This window comes from Neolewinella lacunae (genome assembly GCF_014349155.1).
Lineage (GTDB): Bacteria > Bacteroidota > Bacteroidia > Chitinophagales > Saprospiraceae > Neolewinella > Neolewinella lacunae.
In genome coordinates this window covers 61,123-86,302 of the sequence record NZ_JACSIT010000138.1, presented here as the reverse complement: position 1 = coordinate 86,302, position 25,180 = coordinate 61,123, and the positions used below count along the sequence as shown (strand labels likewise).

General features: G+C 57.7%; 20 protein-coding genes. 16 read left to right on the top strand and 4 right to left on the bottom strand.

Features of this window, described 5'->3' with window-relative positions; genetic code table 11:
* The first annotated feature begins 53 nt into the window (after positions 1-53).
* The 6 genes from H9S92_RS15080 to H9S92_RS15055 all read left to right on the top strand — a co-directional run bounded on the left by H9S92_RS15080 (position 54) and on the right by H9S92_RS15055 (position 3,848).
* Positions 54-1,073, top strand: coding sequence for an inorganic phosphate transporter (locus H9S92_RS15080; RefSeq protein ID WP_187467529.1), 1,020 nt, complete (start codon positions 54-56; stop codon positions 1,071-1,073).
* A gap of 269 nt (positions 1,074-1,342) precedes the next feature.
* On the top strand, positions 1,343-1,909 hold the full coding sequence (locus tag H9S92_RS15075; RefSeq protein WP_187467528.1) for a Crp/Fnr family transcriptional regulator: 567 nt from the start codon (positions 1,343-1,345) through the stop codon (positions 1,907-1,909).
* Positions 1,910-1,981: 72 nt separating this feature from the next.
* Positions 1,982-2,338: a YciI family protein gene (locus H9S92_RS15070; RefSeq protein ID WP_187467527.1), complete on the top strand. Its 357-nt coding sequence runs from the start codon at positions 1,982-1,984 to the stop codon at positions 2,336-2,338.
* Between the two features lie 9 nt (positions 2,339-2,347).
* Positions 2,348-2,767, top strand: a complete 420-nt coding sequence (locus H9S92_RS15065; RefSeq protein WP_187467526.1) for a hypothetical protein — start codon at positions 2,348-2,350, stop codon at positions 2,765-2,767.
* A 150-nt stretch (positions 2,768-2,917) separates the two neighbouring features.
* Positions 2,918-3,472: a GNAT family N-acetyltransferase gene (locus H9S92_RS15060; RefSeq protein WP_187467525.1), complete on the top strand. Its 555-nt coding sequence runs from the start codon at positions 2,918-2,920 to the stop codon at positions 3,470-3,472.
* A gap of 4 nt (positions 3,473-3,476) precedes the next feature.
* A complete protein-coding gene (locus tag H9S92_RS15055; protein WP_187467524.1) occupies positions 3,477-3,848 on the top strand; it encodes a hypothetical protein in 372 nt (123 codons plus the stop codon).
* Between the two features lie 67 nt (positions 3,849-3,915).
* Here H9S92_RS15055 and H9S92_RS15050 read toward each other — a convergent pair whose 3' ends face one another.
* The 3 genes from H9S92_RS15050 to H9S92_RS15040 form a co-directional block, all read right to left on the bottom strand.
* Positions 3,916-5,895, bottom strand: coding sequence for a S8 family serine peptidase (locus H9S92_RS15050; RefSeq protein WP_187467523.1), 1,980 nt, complete (start codon positions 5,893-5,895; stop codon positions 3,916-3,918).
* Between the two features lie 156 nt (positions 5,896-6,051).
* Positions 6,052-7,107, bottom strand: coding sequence for an oxygen-dependent tRNA uridine(34) hydroxylase TrhO (trhO, locus tag H9S92_RS15045; protein ID WP_187467522.1), 1,056 nt, complete (start codon positions 7,105-7,107; stop codon positions 6,052-6,054).
* Positions 7,108-7,544: 437 nt separating this feature from the next.
* On the bottom strand, positions 7,545-9,008 hold the full coding sequence (locus tag H9S92_RS15040) for a DUF5691 domain-containing protein (protein WP_454557408.1): 1,464 nt from the start codon (positions 9,006-9,008) through the stop codon (positions 7,545-7,547).
* A 527-nt stretch (positions 9,009-9,535) separates the two neighbouring features.
* On the opposite strand from H9S92_RS15040, the gene H9S92_RS15035 reads away from it, so the two are divergent.
* The gene (locus H9S92_RS15035) at positions 9,536-9,973 is read left to right on the top strand and encodes a GNAT family N-acetyltransferase (RefSeq protein ID WP_187467520.1); all 438 of its coding nucleotides are present in this window, start codon (positions 9,536-9,538) and stop codon (positions 9,971-9,973) included.
* A gap of 3 nt (positions 9,974-9,976) precedes the next feature.
* Here the strand turns inward: H9S92_RS15035 and H9S92_RS15030 are convergent, their stop codons facing one another.
* The gene (locus H9S92_RS15030) at positions 9,977-10,588 is read right to left on the bottom strand and encodes an OmpH family outer membrane protein (protein WP_187467519.1); all 612 of its coding nucleotides are present in this window, start codon (positions 10,586-10,588) and stop codon (positions 9,977-9,979) included.
* Between the two features lie 156 nt (positions 10,589-10,744).
* Between H9S92_RS15030 and H9S92_RS15025 the strand changes: the two genes are divergently transcribed.
* The 9 genes from H9S92_RS15025 to H9S92_RS14985 all read left to right on the top strand — a co-directional run bounded on the left by H9S92_RS15025 (position 10,745) and on the right by H9S92_RS14985 (position 25,177).
* Positions 10,745-11,683: an EamA family transporter gene (locus tag H9S92_RS15025; RefSeq protein WP_187467518.1), complete on the top strand. Its 939-nt coding sequence runs from the start codon at positions 10,745-10,747 to the stop codon at positions 11,681-11,683.
* 186 nt (positions 11,684-11,869) lie between these two features.
* Entirely contained in the window at positions 11,870-12,400 is a 531-nt protein-coding gene (locus H9S92_RS15020; RefSeq protein ID WP_187467517.1) for a CAP domain-containing protein, read from the top strand.
* Positions 12,401-12,591: 191 nt separating this feature from the next.
* Positions 12,592-13,986, top strand: a complete 1,395-nt coding sequence (fumC, locus tag H9S92_RS15015) for a class II fumarate hydratase (RefSeq protein WP_187467516.1) — start codon at positions 12,592-12,594, stop codon at positions 13,984-13,986.
* A gap of 136 nt (positions 13,987-14,122) precedes the next feature.
* Positions 14,123-16,678, top strand: a complete 2,556-nt coding sequence (locus tag H9S92_RS22690; protein ID WP_187467515.1) for a sigma 54-interacting transcriptional regulator — start codon at positions 14,123-14,125, stop codon at positions 16,676-16,678.
* A 323-nt stretch (positions 16,679-17,001) separates the two neighbouring features.
* Positions 17,002-17,313: an HU family DNA-binding protein gene (locus H9S92_RS15005; RefSeq protein WP_187467514.1), complete on the top strand. Its 312-nt coding sequence runs from the start codon at positions 17,002-17,004 to the stop codon at positions 17,311-17,313.
* Positions 17,313-18,131 (top strand): tetratricopeptide repeat protein, encoded by an 819-nt coding sequence (locus H9S92_RS15000; RefSeq protein ID WP_187467513.1) that lies wholly within the window; start codon positions 17,313-17,315, stop codon positions 18,129-18,131. The genes H9S92_RS15005 and H9S92_RS15000 overlap by 1 nt, the downstream gene beginning before the upstream one ends.
* A 985-nt stretch (positions 18,132-19,116) precedes the next feature.
* Complete coding sequence (locus H9S92_RS14995; protein WP_187467512.1) at positions 19,117-20,667, top strand: Rne/Rng family ribonuclease; 1,551 nt, start codon at positions 19,117-19,119, stop codon at positions 20,665-20,667.
* 449 nt (positions 20,668-21,116) lie between these two features.
* Positions 21,117-22,199 carry a hypothetical protein gene (locus tag H9S92_RS14990; protein WP_187467511.1) on the top strand — a complete coding sequence of 361 codons (1,083 nt, stop codon included), beginning with the start codon at positions 21,117-21,119 and terminating at the stop codon, positions 22,197-22,199.
* Positions 22,196-25,177 (top strand): sensor histidine kinase, encoded by a 2,982-nt coding sequence (locus H9S92_RS14985; RefSeq protein WP_187467510.1) that lies wholly within the window; start codon positions 22,196-22,198, stop codon positions 25,175-25,177. Before H9S92_RS14990 ends, H9S92_RS14985 begins: the two co-directional genes overlap by 4 nt.
* The last annotated feature ends 3 nt before the right edge of the window (positions 25,178-25,180 follow it).

Genomic DNA, 25,180 nt, shown 5'->3' with positions numbered 1-25,180 from the left:
ACTAGCTGTCCCCCTTCCAGTCTTCAAAAGCTGGGAGGGGGAAATTTTGATCCATGTCGGAATTATTCACCAATTTAACAGTCCCATTTCTGTTGGCCATGTTTTTGGCCATGAATATGGGTGGCAGTGGAACGGCCCCTGCGTTTTCTGCGGCCTACGGAGCGAATGTGTTAAAGCGAACGCTGATACCTGGGCTATTTGGCATCATGGTACTGGCCGGGGCCTTGATTGCTGGTAAAGAAGTTTCCTTAACGCTGGGTGATGGATTGCTGGATCATTCCTACTTTACCCCTTTGAATACTTCTATTATTTTATTTACCATTGGTGTGTCCATACTGGTAGCGAACTTGATGGGAGTGCCACAGTCTACCAGTCAAGCTACCGTACTTTCAATTGCTGGTGCTGCAACAGCTTTGGACGGCCTCAATACCCGCAAACTGTTTTACGAAGTCATCCCTACCTGGGTCATTCTCCCGATTATTGCCTTTTTAATGATGCTGAGCCTATCAAAATGGGTTTTTCCTTTGCTCAAAGCCAAATTTTTTACCGATGATTATGCGCACTTGAGTCGGCACAAAGGCTTGAAGGCAATTTTGATTCTATCCTCGTTATACGTCGCCTTCTCCATCGGAGCCAACAACGTAGCCAACGCTGCGGCACCCATCGCTTCGTTAACCGCCAATGAAATTGGGCAGGGATCGATCAAAAACTTTCTGCCCATTATCATCTTATCCGTTTTGATTGTCGCTCCTTGTTTTGCCATCGGAAGTTCCTTGTTGGGGCATAAGGTGACAGAGACAACTGGAAAAGATATCGTGGAAGTTTCTCCTTTCTACGCGACCATAATTGCGGTCATTACTGCCACTCTCCTTTTAGTCGCCTCCGTGACGAAAGGCATTCCTACTTCACTGGTGCAGTTAAATGGAGTAGCATTCATTGCATTGAGTGTCAGCAAAGTCGGATTTAAGAGAACCTTTGGAAAGAATACCGTGCAAAGATTCTTTACCATTTGGGCAATCGCTCCCGTTTTTGCTTACGTCCTTACTTATGTTCTGATTAAGTTCACCAACTGACGAATAAAGATGTAAGTAAAAAGCAGTTGGCCCGGACATCCGCAATAACTAATTTTTTTCATGATCCTATTGCACCTTCAGCATCAAGTAGGCGCTGTACCAGTAAGGAAAAGACCCGAGGGCCTGCCAAGTGCCGTGAAAAGAGTTACAGTCTAGGAAAAATCATCCCCACAGCCCTATTTTTACGCCTCAGGACCTGAAAAACGCTGGCGCGCGGCCCGCAGGGAAGAGTGCAGTGAGCCACCGAAGAATACCACAAGTGCAAAAAAATGGAGACACTAAGGCACCACCTCAGCAAAAGGCTGGGTAATGATCTCGACAACCTCGACTTGGTCTTGGCCAAATTCCAACGGGTGGAAACCAAAAGAAAGCAACAATTGCTCACCCAAGGCGAAGTATGCAAGTACGTCTATTTCGTGGCCAAAGGGTGCTTACAAGTTTACGTTTACGACAACGACATGAACGAAACCACCAGAGACATCGTAATCGAAGATAACTGGTGCAGCGAGCTCATCAGCTTTGGCAGCGGCCAGCCCGCCAGCGAAAACATTAAAACGGTGGAGCCTTGCGAACTCTTTGCGATTGATCGCCATGGATTTCAGGAAATGATGGAAACCGTTCCGCAGTTTGATAAGGTTTACAAGCAAATTCTGGAGGCTTCCTATGCCAATTCAGTCTATCGCATCAATACCTTCGTCTCCCTTTCTGCCCTCGACCGCATCAAGTGGTTGATGGAAAACCGCCCGGCATTGCTGACCAGGCTGTCCAGCAAACTCCTTGCCTCTTACCTCGGCATCAATAAAGATGTATTCAGCCGGCTAAAAGCGAAATTGTAGACTTTTGTCATCGTCGGGGAAAATACTGGCCGGGATCTTTGCGGTATCGTTCACCGTTTAATCTCTCCAGCAATGACAGAGTTTCTTTTATTATTCCGTAATGCCAGTGCCGCAGACGGATACCTGTCCACTTCCCAGGACATGGCCGAAGATATGCCCAGGTGGCAGGCTTGGATAGGCCACATCGCAATGCAGGGTAAATTGCTCCACACCGCCCCCATGCGCTACGACGCGTCCATCGTCAACCATAGTGGCGTAGCCCAGGGTCACCCCCACAAGGAGGCCGATAGCGTACTGGTTTCGGGCTTCTTGCTGTGTAAAGCAGACAGCCTGGAAGAGGTCCAGGAATGGAGCAAAACCTGCCCGATATTAAAGTACCCAGGCAGCTCAGTAGAAATTCGGCCGCTCATCCCCTTCCCAGGCAATTAAGCAGAAACAATGGATAAAATACTCCACATCGGAAAGTACCTGTTTCCGCTGTCTTTCTTGCTGTACGTAGGGTTGCACCTGGGGAAACCGGAAGTGGGCGCGTCGTTCGTCCCCGACTACTTGCCATTCCCTTATTTCTGGAATTACTTCACCCTGGTTTGTATACTGGCTTTCATCGTAAGCGCCGTGATCGGGAAGTTCGATAAGCTGGCCTACGCCATGATGGCCCTGTATGTCGTGCTGATGGCGCTGCTCGTCCACCTCCCCCGGGCGATGGGTCACGAACTGGGCACCGAGGGAATGATGTCCCCAGACCTCGCGCGTGAGCAAGAGTTGGAAATGGTCAATTTCTTCCGTAACCTGATGGTAACGGGTGCGCTCCTCGGCTTCGCAAAATTTGTGGCGAAAGATAAGCGGGTGATCGGCTGATCATCCTGGAAAGTATTGACTACTGCGTCAGGGGCGGCACTGTGCTTTCCCTGACGCACTTTTTTCTTTGGTAGAAGGGAAGCAAGAAGCCTATTTTAGCCCCCCGGGCAAACCACCCGGAGAGGCAGCGTGCCCCACAATCTAACCCAGATGGAGAAAGCCTACCTTTTTACGTCCGAACGACTCGGCTTTCGGGACTGGATCCCGGGCGACCTGGACGCCTTCGCCGCCATCAACGCGGACGAAGAAGTGATGCGGCACTTTCCCAAACGCCTGAATAAAAACGAAACCGACCAATTCATCCAGCGGCTGCAAGCACAATACCAGCAAAACGGCTATACCTATTTTGCCACCGAAATTTTAAGTTCAGGAACCTTTATTGGCTTTATTGGCCTGGCTTACCAGGATTACGCCTCAGACTTTACTCCGGCAGTCGATATCGGATGGCGGCTGAAAAAAAGCGCCTGGGGAAAGGGATACGCAACGGAAGGAGCCAAAAGATGCCTCGATTTTGCTTTTGGGCAGTTGGGCCTCCGAAAAGTCATCGCAACCTGTACGGCCGATAACGCCAAATCCGAGAATGTGATGAAGAAAATAGGCATGACCAAAGCCGGGGAATTTAATCACCCCAAGTTAATGGATTACCCTGCTTTCCAACGATGTCTTTGCTACGTTGTGGAAAATAATGGACATAAGAGTGTATAAAACTATGACTGGAATAAAGATTATTTATCTGGCCAATATCGTAGTAGCCGGATACATCGGAATTACGTCTTTGTTTTTCCCCAGGATATCCGCAGCAACGGTGTTTCAAAATGCCTATCCTTCAGCCGAATTCATCCGCCTGATCGGTTGCTTATGGTTAGCCATTGCGCTTATTTCGGTGCTGGGGCTTTGGAGGCCCCTGTCGTTTTCCCCCGTCCTGTTACTGCAACTCATTTATAAAGGCATTTGGCTTTTGGTGGTTGCCTTACCGGCCATCAAAAATAATCAAGTTTATCCCTCGGGGATGGCGGTATTTTTCTTGGTATGGGTATTGGTTTTGCCTTTCGTTATCCCCTGGGCGGCGTGGGTTAAATAGGTGGATTTTAAACCACGCTAGATATTCAAACGCATATTGCCCGATATGCCCCAAAGGCAAAATAGCCCTACACTCCACTTAAAGCCCGCAACCACGGCTCTGCCGCGCCCATAGACACCATCTTGCTTTTGGCGGTATTGGCTTCGGCTTGCGTAGCGAAGGGGCCCATCATGATGCGGAAGGCGGTGCGCCCGTTCAGCGTACTGATGTGCACGATCACCGGCAGGCGGTATTTGCGTTCCAGCTCCTCGACTTCGCGCAGCACCAGGGCAAATTCGTTATTGACGGAGACCTGCAGGCCAAAGCCCGCCGTGCCGATGCCTTGCACGCTGAAGCGGTAGAGGTTCGTGCCCGAGACGGGTGGGGTACTGGGCGCGGTCGCAGGTGCCGTGGGGGTTGTAGGAGCAGTGGGTGTCGTGGGCGTCGTGTTGACTGGTGGCCGGGTAGGCTGGGTCGGTACGGTAACCACCGGTGGGGTAGGCGCAGTGGGCTGCGTGGGTTGCGTGGTGCCTATACTGCGGAGTCGAAGTGCTTCGGCTACGGCGCGGTCGGCATTCACCCGCCCAAAGCCATATTTGGTAGAATAGCCGCGGCTGTCGTAATCCCAGGCATTGCCAATCTTATCGGCCGTACTTTCCAGGATGGACTTCACCTGCGCGCTGGTCAGGTCGGGGTTGGCGGAAAGGATCAGGGCGCATACGCCAGCCACCAGCGGGGTAGCTGAGCTGGTTCCCCCGAAATGCTTGTAGAATGGGCCGCGGTCGACCCCATCGACGTAGTAGCGCTTATTGACGGGCATGCCGGGGTTGCCCTGGTCCCAGCTGGCGCGGGCGGCGATGATGGGCCAGCCCCCGTCGGAAGGAGCTACCACACTAAGCCCCTGGCCCCGGTTGGAATAGCTGGCGTGGGTGTCGGAACTCGTGCTGGCCCCCACCCCAATGACACCGGGGATGGCAGCGTAGTAATTGATGTATTCCCGCCCTTCGTTGCCAGAGGCGAAGACGACCACACAGCCCTTCCCGTTGCGGCCCGAGGTGAGGGCCTGCCGGATGGCGCGTTCGTGTTCCGAGCCCGGTCGGTAGCGCGGGTCGATCGTCCCCCAGCTGCAGGATATAACGTCGGCGCCGTTGCGGATGCAGTGGGTAAACATGCGCTCGGTCAGGAATTTGGAATAGGTCAGTCCGTGCAAAGGCATCAGACGGGCCATCGGGGCGGCCCCCACCAGGCCACTGCCATTCGCGGAAGCCACGGCTACGCTGGCGCAAGGGGTGGCGTGGTCGCCGTGGCCACTGCCGGCCGGGATGTCATTGCCCCCGCTGGCAATGTTGAGCGGGGCAACCACCTTGCCCCGCAGGTCGGGGTGGTTTAAGTCAAAGCCGTTGTCAATAACGGCCACCACCACGTTGCTGGAACCGAGGTTGCCCATGCGGCGCCAGGCGGCCCGCACCTTGGCATCCGCGCCGGGCTTGAGGGGGAAATTGGGCACGTCACTCACCCGCCCCGTGTTCTCCAGGTGCCAGGCGTTGGGCAGCAGCCCGTCCCGCGGCTCCATGAAGTACTGGTCCAACGGTACGTCCAAATCCGGGTAGGCTTTTTGTACCATGCTGAGTTTCGTGAGGGCAGCGGCGACCTTAAGCGGGTTGGGACTGCGCTCGGTCACCTTGCAGACAATGGTGCCGTCTTCGCGGTCTTCCAGGATTTCCAGCGCAAAAGCGTCTAAAACGACCTGCCGCTCTTCCTTGCCCACCCCTTCGGCCATCTCACAGTAGATGATGCCCGTGGCAATGACCGGGCGGTTGTCGCCTTCCGCGAAGTACACGTGGGTACCGATGGCCACATCTTCGCGGGCCCGCACCTGATCCAAGGCTTCATCAACGTCTTCGGCGGGGTTGAGCGTCACCACTTCAAAGCCCCCCAGGTTGGGCATCACGTTGCTTTCTACGGCGTCCAGCTCCGCGCCTTCTACGTGCTTTTTTATCCCGACCAGCTTGGTCGATTTGGTCAGCAAAAGGTTACCGTTCTCGGAGGGGATCTTGATTTGGCTCATACGACGGGAAAGATAGAACAATCCACGCAACCAGCGTACACCGGCAAAGGGCTTTTTCTGCGTGGGTACGCTTTTCCCGGCTCATGCCGCAGCCGGATTTCGCTTTGGAGATGTCTTTGGCCCAGCAATGGGAGACACGTCACTCCCTTCCCCCTTTTATTCCAACCTGGCCACCCCCTTCTCCAACAAAGACGCCCGCATAGCCTTGCCGTACTTCTGTCCGTTGAACACCCGCTCGGTCCGCTGCTGGGCCTTTTCCTCGGTGGGTAGGGCGTGGAAATCGCGGCATTCCGTGGAGCAGCAATCATTGTATTCCGCCGCGCAAGTGGGGCACTGGACAAAAAGCAGGTGGCAAGCCACGTTGGCGCAGTCGATCTGCCGGTCGGTAGGCGTACCACACTGGTGGCAGTGGCTGACGATGTGCTCCGTGATGCGTTCGCCCCGGCGCTCGTCAAAGACAAAATTTTTGCCCAGGTATTTTGATTCGATGCCCAGGGCGGCGCACTGCCGGGCGTAATCGATGATGCCTCCATCGACCATCGCTACGTTCGGGAAACCCCGGTGGAGGTAGTACGCACTGGCCTTTTCGCAGCGGATGCCGCCCGTGCAGTACATCACGATGTTGGCCTCCCGGTGGTCGGTCAGCATTTCTTCGACGGCGGGCAACAGGTCGCGGAAATTGTCGATGTCGGGCCGGATCGCGCCTTCAAAATAGCCCACCTCGCTCTCGTAGTGGTTGCGCATATCGACCACAATGGTGCCTTCCTGTTCCAGCAAGGCGTTCACTTCCGGTGCACTCAGGTGGCGGCCGCGCTTGGTCACGTCGAAAGTGGCGTCGTTGAGGCCATCGGCCACAATCTTGGGCCGGACCTTGATTTTCAGCTTCAGGAAAGAGGGCGCATCGGCCTCAATGGCAATGTTGAGCCGCATCCCGTCCATAAAATCCACTGCGTAAAGGGCATCGCGATAGGCCGGAAAGTTGGAGCTCGGCACGGACACCTGCCCGTTGATCCCTTCGTGGGCAATGTAAACACGGCCCAGCACGCCGAGGGATTCCCAGGCGGCGTAGCAGTCGTCGCGGAAAGCCTGCGGATCGGCAATTTGCGCATAGCGGTAGAAAGAGAAGGTTACGCGGGGTTCCATCTCGGCGCTGAGGCGGGCGCGTAGCTGTTCTTCGTTTAGTAGGTTGCGGAGTTGACGGCGACGGGCCATAAGACGGACGACGTAAGTAAGGATAAGTGGAAATTTCCCGCAAAGATACGGCAAACGAGGGAGCTCTGAAGGCATTTTCGGTGCCAGGGTTTGGGTACTATCAGGCGCAGGAGGCGTACTTGGGCGCGGTCGCAGGTGCAGGGTAAGGACGCCCCCCAACCCCCAACGGGGGAGAGCAGGGTGAGTCAACGAACCCCATCACTCCCGCAAAGCTGCCCGGAAACTTACCTAAATCACCCCATCAATTAGGAAAAGGAAGCAACCTAGGGGCGACGAACACACAGCACGTTTAGGATAGCTTACAGATGATCGTAAACCGTCCCACCTTGCTAGGGTTTTTAACTCTTCCTCACGCAAAGGTAGGTGTTCTCCGGCAAAAAGTCAATAGCAGAGTGTAGTACATTGAGATAAGACTCCCCCAGTCCCCGTAAAGCTCATCACTCCCGCAAAGCCGCCCGAAAACCGACCAACTGGAGGGTGCGCGTAGCCGCCTTCCCAAAACCATCGGCCCGCTCCGTAATGGTGTTGAGCTGGGTGCGCAGCCAGGGAAATAAGCGGGGGTGAAGCAGCGGCGCAGCCAAATTCCAGTGGGCCAGCAGGTCTTTTTGCAACTGCGGTGGCAAGTCGCGCGCGTCGCGCAGGGCACTGACGAGTTGCAGGACAAAAGCCTTGCTGATGCGTTCCGACCACGGCGTTGTGCGCGCCAGCAACAGCAAGCGAGGCAACCCCCCGAATGCCAGGACGTTCTTTTCCTGGTCCAGCCAGTCGTGCACCAGCTTCTCGAAGTGCCCGGCGGACAGGACCTGCGCCAAACTTACGGTTTGTTCCAGGGGCAGGCGGGCCGTGTCGATGCCGACGGCAAAGCGCAGGAAGTCTTCGCGCTTTTCGTCCGTCCCGCTGCGCAGTAAAGTGCTGGCGACGAGTTTCAACTGGGCCGGGTTGAGGGTGCCCCAGAAGGCCGGGGGTGATTTCCCCACCAGATCGGGCAACAGCCGGGGCGGTAGGGTGGACAGGAGGAAAGCAGCCAGGCTCTCGCGGTCGCGCAAACCTCCGTAGCGCGCCAATACTTCCTGGGCGGCCGGGTCCGTAGCTACCTCGCGCAGCCGACCATCCTCCGCCACCGCAAAACTAGCGAGGGTCAGTAAGTCATCAATGGCCTGGGCTTCTTCGGACTGCGCCAGGAGCTGGAGAATTTCCCGGCGGACGCCCTTACGCGGGGCAGCGAGTTGGGTCCGGAGCCAAGGGTGATCGGCAGCCGAAAGTCCTACGGCCAGCGTGCGAACCAGGCTTTCCTGGTTTTTTGGGGACTGCCCCGCCCACATGGCTGTCAGGGCGGTGCGGGCGGCAACCGGGTCGCGTCGCCGCCAGCTTAGTAGTACACTCGCGCGTTGGGCGGGAGTGACGGCGCGCTCCCAGGCGGTGGAGTAGGGAAAGTCAACCGACAATTGCTCCCAGGCCGGGTTGATCCCACAGAGCCAAGCCGCCCGCGCCCCGCCCGCCCGCAGAAGGGCATCGGCAAAATCTGGTTGACTTTCCGCCAGCGCCGCCGCCCGGGCCAGCAACGCCGGCAAGAGGGCCGGGGGGACGTACCACTGCTTTTCTTCCAGCCACTGCATCGCTTCGGGCAACACTTCCGGATAAGTACCCTCCAGAATGAGTTGCAGTCCGCGCGCCACCCGGGGTGGGGGAGGATTGCGCTCTTCCGGGCCAGGAGAACCCAGCGCGGAGAGGCTTCCTGGCCGGGCTTCCAGGCGGGCCAGCCGCTCCACGATGCACCAGGCGGCCAGGAGCTGCTCTGCGTCGTCAGCCGCGGGGTCTACCGCATCGCGCAGACTGAGCCACTCCCGCACTTCGGCGCTGAGGGGCTGGCGGGCGGTGCCGAGGGTCAGTTGTGCGAGCAGTTGCTGGTGGATGGGAGGGGGTGGTGGAACAGGGGCTAAGGTAGTGAATGCGCGAATGCGTGAATGCGTGAATGTGTGAATGAGCTACCGCACGAGACCGGGGGAATGCTTGACCGCTGTAGGCAGCAGCGCAGTTAATAGGCTGCCGCAAGAGATAGGCGCCTGGTTGATTTTTATCGAAAACGTCGGGTTGTACCCGACGCTGCCCAAGCGACCCCTCCAGGGTCGGGGAGGTTGGATCATCCTTTCATTAGGTGTGGTTTTTGGGGTAGGATTTCTTTCTCGTCTCGTTTGCCCTGGTCGATTTCTCGCTTAGTCCCTCTTCGTGTTCTTAGTGGTTCAAAAAAGTCTGCGCAGCAGGCAAAAGCAGTGGTTGCAAAACCTGCGTCCCCACCGTGGGCATGCCCCGCTCATTAGTCCCTAACTTTGCACCTGCGGCCGCGCCCTGATCTGGTTCATAGTTCAGTAGTTCATAGATTAGTAGCGAACGGCTCCCTTTTACTCCTTTACTCCTTTATTCCTTTACTATGAAGATCCGCCCCGCAACCCTCGCTGACGTGCCCGCCCTACACGGGCTGGTGGCCGAACTGGCCAACTACGTAGACGCCTTGCCCGAGTTTACGGCTAGCCTGGCGGCCTACGAAACCGACTTCCGGGAAGGCTTTTTTCACGCTCTGGTGGCCGAAGTGGACGGCAAAGTGGTGGGCATGGCGCTGTACGTTTTTATGTACAGTACCTGGAAAGGGCGCATGCTTTACCTGGAAGATTTTGTGCTGCAACCGGGCTACCGCCGGCAGGGTCTGGGCCAGAAACTGTGGGATGCCCTGCTGGAGGAGGGCCGCCGCAAGGGTTGTAAATTGCTCAAGTGGCAGATCATCGACACCAATACGGAGGCCCTGAAATTTTACGCTGCCCAGCAAGCGACCATTGAGAACAACTGGCTCAATGGCAAGCTTTTTCTCTGATGCTTACTGTACGGTATCCGTGGCCATGGGCGTGGCCGGGCTGGCGTTGAGGCGCTCCAGTACCAGGTCGGTGATGTCGTGGGCGTCGTCGGCAACCAGGACGGCAGAGCCGCCGCTTTGGTTCAGGATATAGTCGTAGCCTTTCTCTTCGCGCAGGGTTTCCAGGATGGCTTTCACCTTATCGCCAAACTGGGCCTGGAGGCGCATCTGGTCTTCCTGAATGCTGCCGAGGGCCAGGTCGCGTTGCTGGGCGATCTGCTGTTCCCGCTGGGCGATGCGTTGCTGTTCGGCCTGGACGCGGTTGGGGGCCAGGAGGCCCTGTTGAACCTGGTTTTGGAGGCCACGGACTTCTTTTTCCAGCGCCGCAATTTGTTTCTGGATGTTTTCCTGGGCCAGCATGGCATTGTCTTCCAGGCGCTTGAGTTCTCCCGCCAGCTCGGTGTAACCCGTCTGAAGGCTATCAAGGCGAATGAAAACGATGTTCATGCCAGAACCGGCGTTCTCACTGGCGGGGGTGGCGGTGGCCCCCCCCTTATCCTGGGGCTGGCACCCCAGAAAGATCAAGGCGCAGGCAACTAAAAGTCCGGAGGGAAGTATGCTGTTAAAGCGAATCATTGTCGGTTATTTTGCGCAAAGATAGACTAGCGCTGGAAGAACGGATGATGAACTGGCCCTAATTCATTCTTCAAGCGCTGGCGGATCAAACCCAGGGACGACAATGCGGGCCGCGGTAAGTACTTTCGCCGCCCGCTCTACCCAAACTTAATCAACATGAACAAAGAGCAGTGGCTCATCATCGGGGCCTTCTTTTGCACGTACGTGGTTTGGGGCTCTACCTACCTGGCTAATTACTGGGCCATTGAGACCATCCCGGTCTTCGGCATGGCGGGCTTCCGCTTCCTGGCGGCGGGAACGATTCTTTACCTGCTCTCTTTTTTCGTGGGGGACAAGGAGCGGCCAACGCTTCGGCAGTGGAAGAACGCGGGCATCATCGGTTTCCTGTTCCTGACCATTGGCGTAGGGGCGGTGGTGTGGGCCCAGCAGTGGGTACCCACCAGCACGACGGCCCTGCTGATCTCCTTCCAGCCCCTGGTGGTGATGACAATGATGTGGGTATTGCTCGATAACCGTCCGCCTGCGCGCGCCTTCATCGGGGCAGCCATCAGCATTGGCGGCATGGCCCTGCTGATCAACCAGCCAGCGTCGTTGGGCGAAGGGGGGGGCGGGAAGGGCATCTTCGGTATCCTGGCGGGACTCCTCTGCTGGGGCCTGGGTATGACGATCTCCTCCCGCCTAGATATGGGCAAGAACCGCTTTCGCACCTCCGCCATGCAGATGCTGGTGGGCGGGACGCTCTTGTTGATTTTCAGTGCCTCCCTCGGTGAATGGGCAGGGTGGAGCCCGGGGCAGATGACGGCGCGTTCGTTTTTCGCCTGGGCCTTTCTGGTGGTTTTTGGTTCGGTGGTGGCCTATACGGCCTTCAACTATTTGCTGGTGAAGGTCACTCCGGATAAGGCATCGACGAGTACTTACGTCAATCCCGTAGTAGCCGTTTTGCTCGGTGCCTGGTTGAACAAGGAAGCCATCAGTACCCAGACCCTGGTGGCCGGGGCGGTGTTGCTGACGGGGGTATGGTTCATCAATACGGCGCGGCGGGTGAAGCCGACGGTGGCTCCTTTGGATGGGGTGATGAAGCGGAAGGGGGGGTAGTTCACTAGTCTTGTAGTTCATAGTTCAGTAGTCGATAGTTCACTTGAACATAGAATCTTGCTGCTTTTGAACTATGAACTATGAACTATGAACTATGAACTATGAACTATGAACTATTGCACTAGATATGCAATCCCCGCCCCCCAAAGTCGTTTCCTTGCTACTTTCACCGAACGACTTTAGCCCATGTTCCTGCGTTTCCTCCCCATTCTTTTGCTGTTGGCCCTCTTGTCCTGTGGCTGCGAGACCGACATCGTTACCGGCGAACCGGCGGCAGAAGATGAACCCACCGCACCCGTAGCCGATCCTGCGCCCGATGGAGCGACGGCCATGGCCCAGGAATTTTTGCAACGGGTCAATGCCGTACGCGGCAGTGGTTGCCTTTGCGGTACGACCCGGATGCCGGCCGTGCCGGCGCTGCGCCTGCACCCTCAGTTGAGTGATGCCGCCCAGGCACATTCCGAAGACCAGGCCCGCCACCGCAAGATGCAGCACCTGGGCAGCGATGGCTCCCGGGTAGGCGACCGCGTCACCCGCGCTGGCTTCACCTGGCGGGCCGTCGGCGAGAACGTCGCCTGGAACTACCGCAGCGTCGAGGCCGTCATGCGCGCCTGGCTGGAGAGCGAAGGCCATTGTAAAAACATTATGGGAGCGAATTACCAATTTCTGGGCGTGGGGGAGCGCGATTTTTACTGGACCCAGGTTTTTGCCCGCTAGTCTGGGCACCTCCTAGTTGATCAGGCCCGGTGGAGCATTTGCCATCGGAGCAAAGTGGGTACTGAACCTGGAGGCTCAGCCCCGGTGGTAGGGCTTTTCGTTACCCTGCTGCTTCGTCGCAGATTGTGCTGCCCCATTGGAAATCGCCCCGTAATGGCTACCTTCGTCCCCGAAAAAAATAGCCCAGCCGCATGAGCCAGACCCGCCAGGAAAAAGACAGCATCGGATACGTAGAGGTACCCGCCCACCGCTACTGGGGAGCGCAAACCCAACGGAGTTTCACCAATTTCGACATCGGCGGGCAGCGGATGCCGACGGAGATCATCCGCGCTTTTGCCATCCTGAAAAAGGCCGCTGCCCAGACCAACGTCGCCCTCGGCGTGCTCGACGAAGGCAAGGCCAAACTCATCGGGCAAGTGGCCGACGAAATACTGGCGGGTAAGCTCGACGACGAATTCCCCCTCGTCGTGTGGCAGACGGGCTCCGGTACCCAGTCCAACATGAACGTCAATGAAGTCATCGCCAACCGCGGCCACGTCCTCGCCGGCGGTAGCCTCAACGATGCCGAAAAAGCCCTCCACCCCAACGACGACGTCAACAAGAGCCAGTCTTCCAACGATACCTTCCCCACCGCGATGCACATCGCCGCCTACCGGATGCTGGTGGACGTCACCATCCCCGGTGTGGAACAGCTCCGCGACCGCCTCCAGGCCAAAGCAACGGAAATGATGGAGGTGGTCAAAATTGGCCGCACCCACTTCATGGACGCTACCCCGCTGACGCTGGGCCAGGAGTTCAGCGGCTACGTCAGCCAGCTCAACCATGGCCTTAAGGCCCTGCGCAATACCCTCGATCACCTGGCCGAACTGGCCCTGGGCGGTACCGCCGTAGGAACCGGGCTCAACGCGCCGAAGGGCTACGACGTCCACGTAGCCGGAGAAATTGCCAAACTCACGGGCCTGCCCTTCCGCACGGCGGAGAACAAATTTGAGTCTTTGGCCGCCCACGACGCCATCGTCGAAGCGCACGGCGCACTGAAAACGCTGGCCGTCAGCCTGATGAAAATTGGCAACGACATCCGCATGCTTTCCAGCGGCCCCCGCTCGGGCATCGGCGAAATCATCATCCCGGCCAACGAGCCCGGCAGCTCCATCATGCCCGGCAAGGTGAACCCCACCCAGAGCGAAGCCCTCACCATGGCCATGGCCCAGGTGTTGGGCAACGACGTGGCCATCAACATTGGCGGCGCAACGGGCCACTTCGAGCTCAACGTCTTCAAGCCGATGATGATTTTCAACTTCCTCATGTCGGCCCGCCTCATCGGCGACGCCGCCCGCAGCTTCGAGGAAAACTGCGCCTTCGGCATCGAGCCCAACCGCAAGATGATCAAGCAGCACCTCGATAACAGCCTAATGCTCGTCACCGCCCTCAATACCAGGATCGGTTACGATAAGGCCGCCGCCATTGCCAAGAAAGCCTACAACGAAGACACTACCCTGAAGGCCGCCGCCATCGAACTGGGCTACGTCACCGCCAAAGATTTCGACGCCTGGGTGAAGCCGGAAGACATGATCGGGACGCTGTAACCCAGCTCCTTAACATTTGCCAAGACGGACATTCGAACATATTCGAATGTTGGTGCCGGGGCGTCTCGCCAAACACCCCAAGGCAATTCCCCAATTGTTCGCCAAGGGCTATCTTCGCCCGGGTCACTCGCTACCCATGCCGGAAACCCCCGCCCATACTTCGCTGCACCGTCACCAGGCAGCATTCAGCCTTCTGGCCGAAGGGGTGGTGTGGATTGACCAGGCGGGGAAGATCCGCGGGGGCAATACCGTAGCCGCCCAGTTGCTTGGCTATGACCTCGCCCGGCTGGCCGAGCTGTCCTATTTCGAAATCAACCCCCATTTCAGCCTCATGGGCTGGAAGAAGTTTTGGGCCCAACTGCCCGACCCCGGGCGCGAACGCCTGGAAACGGAATTCGTCAATGCTGCCGGCAAGCTCTTCAGCGTCCGTGGCTGGGTCAGCTTCGATGATTTTCAGGACGCCAACCGGCTGTGCCTGGTCGTTTTTTCTTCCACGGAGGCGGGCCGGCGGGAAGCCGACCTGTTGGAGGCGGTGCAGCGCGACGGCGAAGTGGGCGGCTGGGAATACAACCTCAGCACCGGGCAGGTCTACCTGGCCGCCAATGTCCGGCGCTGGCTGGGGTGGTCGCCCGAAAGGGACTTTTACCCGGCGGCAGAATTCCTGGCCAAAATCACCCCCCAGGTGTCGGCCGCCCACCTGCGCGAAGCCCAGAGTACCTACCAACGGTCCCTGGCCTCGGCCAAGCCTTTCGAACAAGCCCTCACCCTGGCCGATGCCCAGGGGGAAAGCAAAAATTACTGGCTGCGCGGCAACTCCGTAGAAAACGAACTGGAGGTTTACAAACTCTACGGCACCCTCCGCCCCGAACAGCAGCACCGCGCCAACCCCATCCCCGTCGGCGAGGCAGGCGTCTGGACGGCCAGCCTCGACCACAGCCTCGATGCCGTCTACTGGGTGGACCTGCCCACCGAAAGCATCGTCTTCGCCAACGCCCGGGCCTGCGAACAAACCGGCTTCAGCCGCCGCGAACTCCAATCCCAAAACCTCGCCGCCCTGGTGGAAGAAGCCGCCCTTCCCGCCCTGAAGAGCGCCCTGCGGGCCCTGCCTACCCAGCCGTATCAGGAACTGAGGCTCTCCACCCTGCGAAAAGACGGTGGCACCAGCCCCATCCAGGCCAATCTTCACCTGCACCGCAGCGAAGACGGCAAAGAACTGGCCATTGTAGTCGCCCACGACGTGAGCCGCAACCAGGAAGATGCCGAATTCCGGGCGCTCCAATCCGCCACCCTCGATATGCTTCAGGAATGGGTCGTCTGGCTGGATAAAGACGGCCAAATCGTGTGGCTCAACACTGCTGCCCGCCGCAAGCTCAGCCGCCTCACCAGCCGCGAACTGACGGGCCTCTCCCTTCAGGAATTACTCCCCGACCTCGAGGTTCCTTCCCTCGGGCAAGTTCGCCAGGACCGCCTGGAGGCCCGTCTTCAGGCCGCCACCGACTACGTTTACACCGACCCCGGTGGCACCGAACGGACGCTGCAAGTTCACTTCGAACCCGTCGCCGCCGAAACCCGGCTGTTCCTCTGCGTGCTCTGTCGCGACGTCACCCAGGAGCACAACAACAAACGCCGCCTGACCCAGGCCAAAAAGCGGGTAGACGAGTTGCGGGCCCAGCTGGAAAGCGAAAATGAAGTGCTCAAGGCCGAAATCGAGACCGTCCACGCCGCAGGGCCCATCCTGACCGTCTCCAAAAAATACCAGCGCATCCTGGGGCAAATCGGCCAGGTGGCGGGCACCGATGCTACCGTGCTCATCACCGGGGAGACGGGGACGGGCAAAGAGCTCCTGGCCCAGTCCATCCACAATTTTTCCAGTCGGGGCAGCCGGCGCATGGTCAGCGTCAACTGCGCCGCCTTGCCCGAAAACCTGATCGAGAGCGAGCTTTTTGGCCATGAACGGGGTGCCTTCACCGGTGCTTTCGCCCAGAAGAAAGGGAAATTCGAACTGGCCAACGGCGGTACCCTCTTCCTGGATGAAATCGGGGAGATGCCGCTCGATATGCAGGCCAAACTGCTGCGGGCCTTGCAGGAGGGAGAGATTCAGCGCATCGGCTCCAATGAGGTCATTTCGGTAGACGTCCGCGTGGTGGCCGCCACCAACCGCAACCTCGAACGCATGATCAAGGAGGGCCGCTTCCGGGAAGACCTTTATTACCGCCTCAACGTTTTCCCCATCCACAACCTGCCCCTGCGCGAACGCCGCGAAGACATCCCGGTGCTGGTCAACCACTTCACCCGGCAGTACGCCGAAAAGATGGGCCGCACCATCACCCAGATCAACCAGCGGGACCTCAACGAGCTGGTGGCCTACGACTTCCCGGGTAACGTCCGCGAGCTCATCAACCTGGTGGAGCGGGCGGTGATTACGGCCAACGGCTCCACGCTCAACCTGGGGGCGAGCCTGCGCGCACTCAGGCGCACGGACCGCAGCGAAGAGGGCATCGGCTTCAGCGGTACCGACGCCCTCGTGCCCTTCGAAGAAATGCAGCGGCGCTACATCATCGAGGCCCTGCGCCGTTGCAAGGGCAAAATCACCGGACCCGGCGGAGCGGCGGAACTGCTGGACGTCAACGGCCGCACCCTGATGAGCAAAATGAACAAGCTCGGCATCAGCCGTAACGATTTCGGGCGTTGATTTTTTGCGCGGTCGCAGGTGCCGGGGAAGGTTGGAGGAGCCACGAAAGGGCGAGAGGTAGCCGGATCGGTCAGAAGCTGGCGTTCGACTTCCCCAGCTATTGCGTCCGCGGGCCAGCACCTGCGGCCGCGCCCACCTCCGAACGTCAAAGCGGCGTAAAAAGACGGCCCCGAAGAGGGGCAAACGGGCTGGACAGCCTGGCTCTGGCCACTGTAACTGCCTGATTTTAAATAAATAATGTCTGATAGTGTTCTTAAACCCGAAGAAATTGCGATATTTGCGTCGCTTTAGAAAAACCACTCCCAACGAACAAGAAAAATAAGATGAGGAAAGCTGATATCGTCGCTACCGTCTCCGATAAAACTGGCATCCCAAAGGTGGATGTGTTGGTCTCTCTGGAAAGCTTTTTCCGGGAGGTGAAGATCAGTTTGGCCCAGGGAGAGAACGTTTACATTCGTGGGTTTGGCTCTTTTGTGGTGAAGCGCCGGGCGAAAAAAATCGGCCGCCACATCAAGGAAAACAAAGCCATTGAGATCCCCGAGCACTTTATTCCCTCGTTCAAGCCAGCTAAGATTTTCGTAGAGCAGGTGAAAGACAAGGTAACGGAATTGCCCGACGAAGAAGACAACGACTAATGGGCAAAAGCCAGTGGATTGCCGTTGCGGTATGCCTGCTTTTGGTGCTGGTGACTTACTGGGGATGCCCGGTGAGGCCGCCGGATATGGCTAGTGGCATAGACCGAGGCCCGTTGGAAGCTACTGGCCTGGAGTCGCTCATCCGGGCGGCCCGCGCGGAACTAAGCCCGGTGCAGATCGCTACCCTGGCCAACCTGGAGGATCAGCTCCGGCCGCTGGCAGAAGGGGATACGAGCCGCATCCGGGTGCTGGAACAAATGGCGGGCGAATGGTACCGCGCTGGCCACCCGGCCATCTCCGGCGTTTACGCCCGGCAAATCGCTGAACTGGCCAACACCGAAGCGGCCTGGAGCATCACGGGAACCACCTTCAGCATCTGCCTCCAACGGGAGGACAGTGACGCTAAAACCCGGCAGTTTTGCGCCAGCCAGGCCGAACAGGCTTACCAGGCGGCCATCAGCCTGGACCCCGACGACCCCGAGCACCGGATCAACCTGGCGCTGAGTTATACCGACTACCCGCCAGCCAATGAGCCCATGAAAGGCATTCTGCTGCTGCGCGAACTGGTAGAACGCTACCCCGAGAACGCTCGGGTGTACATCACCCTAGGCCAACTGGCGATCAAAACCAACCAGCTCGAGAACGCCGCCCGGCGCCTGGAGCAGGCGCTGGAACTGGCCCCCAACAACCCCGATGCCGTATGCCCCCTGGCCCAGGTGTACGAAAATCTGGGGAAAAACGAGGAAGCGGCCACCCTGGGTGCGCGCTGTGCTGAACTAGTGGCAGCACGCCGTACTGCGGTGGGAAGCCAACAATAAGACCTTCTCAGGTGTAGTATCTAAGGTGGTTTGGTAAGCCCGCTGGCGTTCGCCGCCGTAAAGCAGCACCAAACTTGCCCCGGAAACGCTACCTTTGCCGGATCAGCCCACCAGCTCTGCGCTGGGAAGTTGACTCCTGATAACGATCGAAACCATATTTTTTAACCCAAAACGACTAACCTATGCCGTGTGGAAAAAAGCGGAAGCGTCATAAGATCGCTACGCACAAGCGGAAAAAGCGTCTGCGTAAGAACCGCCACAAGAAGAAAAACCGCTAGTTCTCTCCTTTGAGAACTGCAACATACCACGCCGGCCGGGGTACTACGGTACTCCGGCCGGGCCTGCTGGTTTGTTTCGGTGCGCTGGCTTCAGCCCTTGCAACGGTTTTACTTTCAGCCCTTTCGCCTCCGTTTATCAGTTTAGCATCATCAAGGACACTCACCTGAACGATAAAGACCTACCCTTGTCTTTGGTGCCCTGCCATCAACCAGAATCGGGCCATTCAACCCAACCCGCTATCTCCTGCCAAAGGGAGTGGCAAAAAGAGCTTCACCGTCATCTGCCGCCCCACGCGGGCGTGCGACGGTCAACTTCCCCCAACTGAATAATTTCTGGTTCAGCGGCCTTAGTGCGATGATTTAAAACGAGGTGCAAACCCGGTGCTGCTGTTTGTTTTTGTCTTGTTACCCAGTTGAACGGCGGCTTCTCGCCCTCCCTTTGCCTTGGAAATTACTGCCCTTGAGCGGTTTTCCGGTGGGGGAAGGAAGACGGGAAGGTGCCCGCCCGGGCAGCGTCAATGCACACAGTGAGTGCCCAAGATCCACGCTGATGGCCAACCGCGCAGGCGAATGCCTCTGATTGCTCCGGGATATTTCCCTTCTTGCGGTGGTATGCTTTAATGGTATGGAATGTAAGTAATTTCCCATCCCACCCCGGTAACCTCCGGCGGTGGGCTTTGCTACATTCGCCAACCCAGCTTTTAAGCATGGAAAAAGAAATGATTGTTTCTTCTACGGGCAACACCGTGGAAGTCGCCCTGCTGGAAGACGGGGCGCTGGTGGAGATTCATCGCCAGCGCTCCACCGACCAGTTTACCGTTGGCGACGTATTCGTGGGGCAGGTTACCCGGGTAACTGCCCCCCTCAACGCAGCCTTCGTCGATATCGGGCACAAGAAGGATGCGTTTTTGCATTACACCGATCTGGGCCCGAAAGTCCGGTCCCTCCAAAAATTTGCCAAGACTACCGCCGCTGGCAAAAACCCCACGGCTCAGCTCGATAATTTCGTGATGGAGCCGGAAATTGTGAAAACGGGCAAGATTGACGAAGTCTTCAAGAAAAAGGACATCATCATGACCCAGGTGCTCAAGGAACCGATCAGCACCAAGGGCCCCCGCCTGAGTTGTGAGATTACGATTCCGGGCCGTTTTTTGGTGATGACGCCCTTCAACGATTCCGTGGCGGTCTCGAAAAAGATCAGCACGAGCGAGGAGCGCAAGCGCCTCCATGTATTGATCGAAAGCATCCGCCCCAAAAACTTCGGCGTCATTGTCCGTACCGCTGCCGAAGGCAAAGGGGTGAGCGAGCTCCTGGAGGAAGTGGAAATCCTGACGGCCAAATGGGAAACCATTTACGAGGCGGCCAAGACCGCCAAGGCTCCGGCCAAACTGCTCAGCGAGGTCGACAAAACCACTGGCCTGCTGCGCGACCTGCTTACCCCGGACTTCAGCCGCATCGTAGTAGACGATAAAGACCTCTTCGAGACGGTACGCAAGTACGTCACGGAAATCTCCCCGAAAAAAGCCAACATCGTTCAATTGCACAAGGGCCCGAAACCGATCTTTGATCATTACTCCATCACCAAGCAGATCAAAAGCAGCTTTGGTAAAACGGCCACCATGCCGAGTGGTGCTTACATCGTCATCGAGCACACCGAGGCGATGCACACCATCGATGTGAACAGTGGCAACAAGATGCCTAGCCAGAACCAGGCGGAGGCGGTGCTCAAGATCAACATGGAGGCCGCCGAGGAGATTGCCCGCCAATTGCGGCTGCGCGACATTGGCGGCATCATCGTCATTGACTTCATCGATATGCGCGATGCCGAACACCGCAAGGAAGTAGCCTCGGCCATGCGCAAAGCCATGAAGAACGACCGGGCCCAGCATACGGTATTGCCGCTGAGCAAGTTCGGCCTGATGCAGATCACCCGGCAGCGCGTTCGCCCTGAGGTAAAAATCACGACCGCCGAGAAATGCCCGACCTGCAACGGAACGGGCAAAATCAACGCCACCATTCTGCTGACGGACGATATTGAGCGCGACCTCAACTTCATCATGGAAGCACGGCCCAAGGCCAAGCTCAAACTGAAGGTTCACCCCTACGTGGCAGCCTACCTCAAACGCGGCATGCCGAGCACCCAGATGAAGTGGTACCTGAAGTACTACCGTTGGTTGCAGATCGTCCAGGACGGCGACTTCCCGATCACGACCTACAAGTTCTTCGACGCCGACGACGAAGAGATCAAAATGAGTTAAGCGATGCCCCAGTACTTCACCGTGCTGGGGCATTTTCGCTCAAAAAAAAAGCCACCCGGGTTACGGATGGCGTTAACACTAGAGCAAAGTGATTTCAGGTGGGTTGGGAACTGTTCAGGGGATTATCAGGTAGCAAGACAAAACGGATGAGGAAGGCTTGAGCTGCTTACGGACCCAAAGTTCGGGGTGACTGAGGTAGGCCGGACTATAACTTTTGTTAGTCCCCGGCCAGTGGCATTTGCAAATCCCCCGGATTTCCAGTACTTTTCGTAATGACAAAGGAGGGGCTTGCCCGTTGAGCAGTAAGTGCTTCAAGGTCTTGGTGTCCAACGCCAGGGAACACCGGTATATAACCAAAGTTAAGGTGGGGCGAGTGTCACTGGCTCCGATCTTTACCCCGGATTATTGCTCTCCCACTCTCAAATAACACTCCCATACACTGACTAGCCATGGCCATTACGGATCCCCACATCATTGCTGCGGGCGGGAACTACGCCCCCCTCAACAACCAAAGCCTCGCCGAACGCTTCGCCTCCCTGGCTGCCACCAAGGTTGAGGCAGAAGCCATGCGGTTTACCGCTGGTTTTACCCTGAACAAGCTCGGAGACCTCCTGGCTTCCGTAGTGGATACGCAACAAGGAGGTGTATCCACTAAACCACTGGGCTGGGTATTCCTCTTTCCCCCGTACAGCGCCACGGCTCCGGATAGCGTACTGATCAAGGACATCAAGATCAACCAAATCAACCTCGTGGCTGATGGTCCCAACCTGGCCATCGACGTAAAATTGGTGGGCGAAGGCCTGGTTCGCCCCAAAATTTACGCTAACCGGATGACGGGGATTTCGACCTCAACCGGCCCGCTTGACTATAACCAGGCCTTCGACCTGCTTCAACCCACGATGGTGGATGATACCTTGCTGCACCTGGCCCGATTGGATGGATACGAAATATACGGGGAACTGGCCTTCATGTCCCGTTCCGATCTGGACCTGATGAAGACCTACTTAGGACAAAGCGGGAAGGGCTACAATGACCTGTTCTTCAGCGGTGCCAGCGTCAACTTCCTCTCGATGCAGCACCCCCTGATGGTGATTGATGAAAAAACGTTGGTTGGCACCCACACCCAACTCCCCGTGCCCGAAGGAAGCAAAGGCTTCAGTCTGAAGGTAGAGCCGCTGGTAAGCAACGAAGGCGGAGTGGCAAAGAGCGCTGCAAGCGGTGGCAGTGGCGGCGTGGGCGGCGCGGTACAGTTCCTTCCCGAAGCCACCTTGATGGCCCCTTGCCCCAACTACTGGTACTACATCCAGGCGGTGGCCACCGCCGCCAGAGCTGAGGAGCAGGGCTTGGATGAGATAGCGGTATCAAAGCTCCGGAGCGCGCTGGTCAGTAAAAAGTTTAATGGTATGGATACCGTCCTATTGGAGCTGCCTCATGACGTACGCCTTCCGCCGGTCCACAAAGACTTTTTTGACCGTCTGCGCGATTTCTGGTACTGGCTTACGGGCAGAGCGGGTAGAAAAAATAAGGGATGAGGAGGGTACTGGCCTTGCTGAAAACAAGTTTGCTTTGTGGGCTTTTGCTGCCAGCTTCCAGCGTGCTGGCCCAAACCAGTGTGACGCACCTGGGACGTTCCCAATTGCCCACGCCCGAAGAACAGCGTTTTGTTTCGCGTACCCCCGATGGCTTCTGCTGGATCGGCGGGACGAATGGCCTGACGCGTTTTGACGGCAGCGTGGCCACGAAAGTCCTGATCAAGGACCCCCGGGCGGATATTTTGCATACGCAGAACGTCCAAAGTCCCATGTTCCCCGATGCTTCTGGACGGCTGTGGTTTTCTACTTACTCCGCGCTCCACACCTACGACCCCCAACAGGAAGCCTTCACGACACTACAACTCCGCCACGATGGGCAGTTGATGACGGAAGAGTACCGGCCTTTTTATTTTGACGACCAAAAGCAGGAATTGTGGCTGCGGGCGGCCGATCAGCTCTGGGCATACGCCGTAAATACGGGCAGCTACCGGAGGCTGGCAGGCCCAACAGCTGCGGTACACCTCACCGTGATTCCGGCGGCAAACCGCCAATTCATCATCCTGGGAAGCCTCTGGATAGGGCCAGGGCTCGAATATTTCCGGATCCAAGAGGACGAAAAACCGGCGACCCCTCTCAGCCTGAACTTTCCCCATAAAGTAACCAGCACCGTAGCCCAGGGACGGGATACGGTGCTATTGGCTACCGATGAGGGCTTGCTGCTGCTGACGGGAGCCCCGGCGGAGCCTCGCATACGTAAAATACCCTCCGCCGGGGCAGGCATTACCGGCCTGGCGAAGGGGCCTGGACGGTTGGTCTACTTCAACCAGAAGGAACAAGGAATCTTTCAACTTTCCCTGCCCGATCTGCAAACGCATTTGCTGGTAGATGCAACAATGGGTCTCCGCTCAAATGCCGTAGAAAACCTCTACTTTGACGGCCAAAACGCGCTTTGGGCCACGCTGCCAACGGAAGGGCTGGAGGTCATCAATCTTCAGCCCGGTAGTTTCCGCCTGCTGGCGGGTCCTCCGGCCGGGAGGCTTTCCGATTTACGCCAGCTGCCTAACGGTGAAATTTTGGCGACCACCTGGGGCGGAGCAGTTTACGCTGCTACTCGCCAGGCCAGCCAAGCCATTGCCTGGGAAGACCTAAGTGAGCGGGCTGACCTTCCCCCCGGATTTTTCCGGCCCCTGATCTTTACTTCATTCCAAAACGCTTACCTGCACGGACAAGCTGCCGTGACCATCTACAATTTCTCCACGGGTGCCTGGCGGACCGAGCCCGTGCCGGAGTCCATCGGTCGTGGCGTATTCGAAGGCCCCGACGGCGAGGCGATTTTTCTCCTCAATTCTCGGGTCTGGAAACTAGGGCAAGACCCTGAATCGACCGACCCCCTGGCGCTGGAGGAAGGCCAACAGTTTACCTCTTTGTTCCCCCTGACGGATACTACCTTCTACCTGGTGGTGCAGGGGACGCGGCTCTGGCACGTCACCTGGACGGCGTCGGGCCTGCGGGTCGATCACAAAATCCCCCTTCCCGCAGAAATAAATTGCCTGACCCAAACTGCCGGCGGCCAAACTTACCTCGGCACGAGTGCTGGCCTGTACCTCCTAAAAGATACCAGCGCCGTGCTGCTTTACAACGGCGCGGGCAACAACCGGGAACTCAACATCGTGGCCATCACCGAAGGGAAAGACCACCGCATCTGGTACGCTACTCAAATTGGCCTTTTTGTCTTTGATCCTTCAACCGGCCTGCATACCTATTTTTCCCAGGCGGTGGGCTTGCCCGTCGAACGCTTCTCCCGAGCTACTCCCATTGTTTTTCCCGATGGCGAAATCTGGCTGGGAACGGAACAGGGCATCCTCGCTTTCGATCCCGCAGCAGTTACTTCCGAGGCGCTCGCCACCCCCTACCTCACCCAGTTTCGGGTCAACGACCGGCCGTACCGCCTCGACAGTAGCGCCCGGCAAGGGGAGTGGATTGTGCTGCCCTACGGACAAAACACCCTCGATTTTGGCCTCTCCACCGTCAGCCAGCACAGTTCAGCCGCCAGCGGACTGGAGTACCAGCTGGTGGAATACGATAAGCAGCCCATCCGGGTACTGCCGGGCACCACCGTGCGCTATCCCAACCTGCCCCCGGATGAGTACACCCTCCGGCTGACTGCCATCAATGCCTACGGCTTGCCGGCGGGAGAACAAACCCTGCGCATTCGCATCAATCCCCCCTATTGGCAAACGACTTGGTTCCGAATTGCGGCCGTGCTCGCCATTGCCGTGATCTTGTTCGCCATTTACGCCGCCTTACTCCACCGGGAGCGTCTCAAGCAGCAGCGCCTGCAAGAAGCCCAGGCCCGGATTGCCGCCGAGCGGGACCGCATCGCCGGCGAAGTCCACGATGATTTGGGCGGACAAATTTCCAGCATCCTCTACCTGAGCGAAGAACTCCTCCTCACTGAGGCCAACCCCACCACCGAAAGGGAACTTACCCGCATCAACGAACTCTCCCGGAACTCCTTGCAAAATGTCCGAGACATCATCTTTGCCCTCGATAACCGCCGCGTCAGCCTCTGCGACCTCGGCGAGCAACTCCGCGCCGCCGGAGAAGCGTTTTTCGCGGATCGCCACATCGACTATCAATTCCAGGAGACCCTTGAAAATCCTGCCTTCGTCTTGAGCAGCCGCCACAAACGCAACCTCACCCTGGTGGTGAAGGAGGCCTGGCACAACATTGCCAAACACGCCGGGGCAACCCACGTCCTGGTAACCATGCACGAAACGGATAAACTCCTCCACATAGAGGTTACCGACAACGGCAAAGGCTTTCAGCCCGGTGAGAAAAAAAGGGGGACGGGGGGCTACGGCGTCGATAATATGCAGGAAAAAGCGGACTCCATTGGTGCCCGCGTAGCCATCGCGTCCACGCCGGGGCAAGGCACCCGATTATGCCTCTCCTGGCCCTTACAAGAAGGACTTTAAACA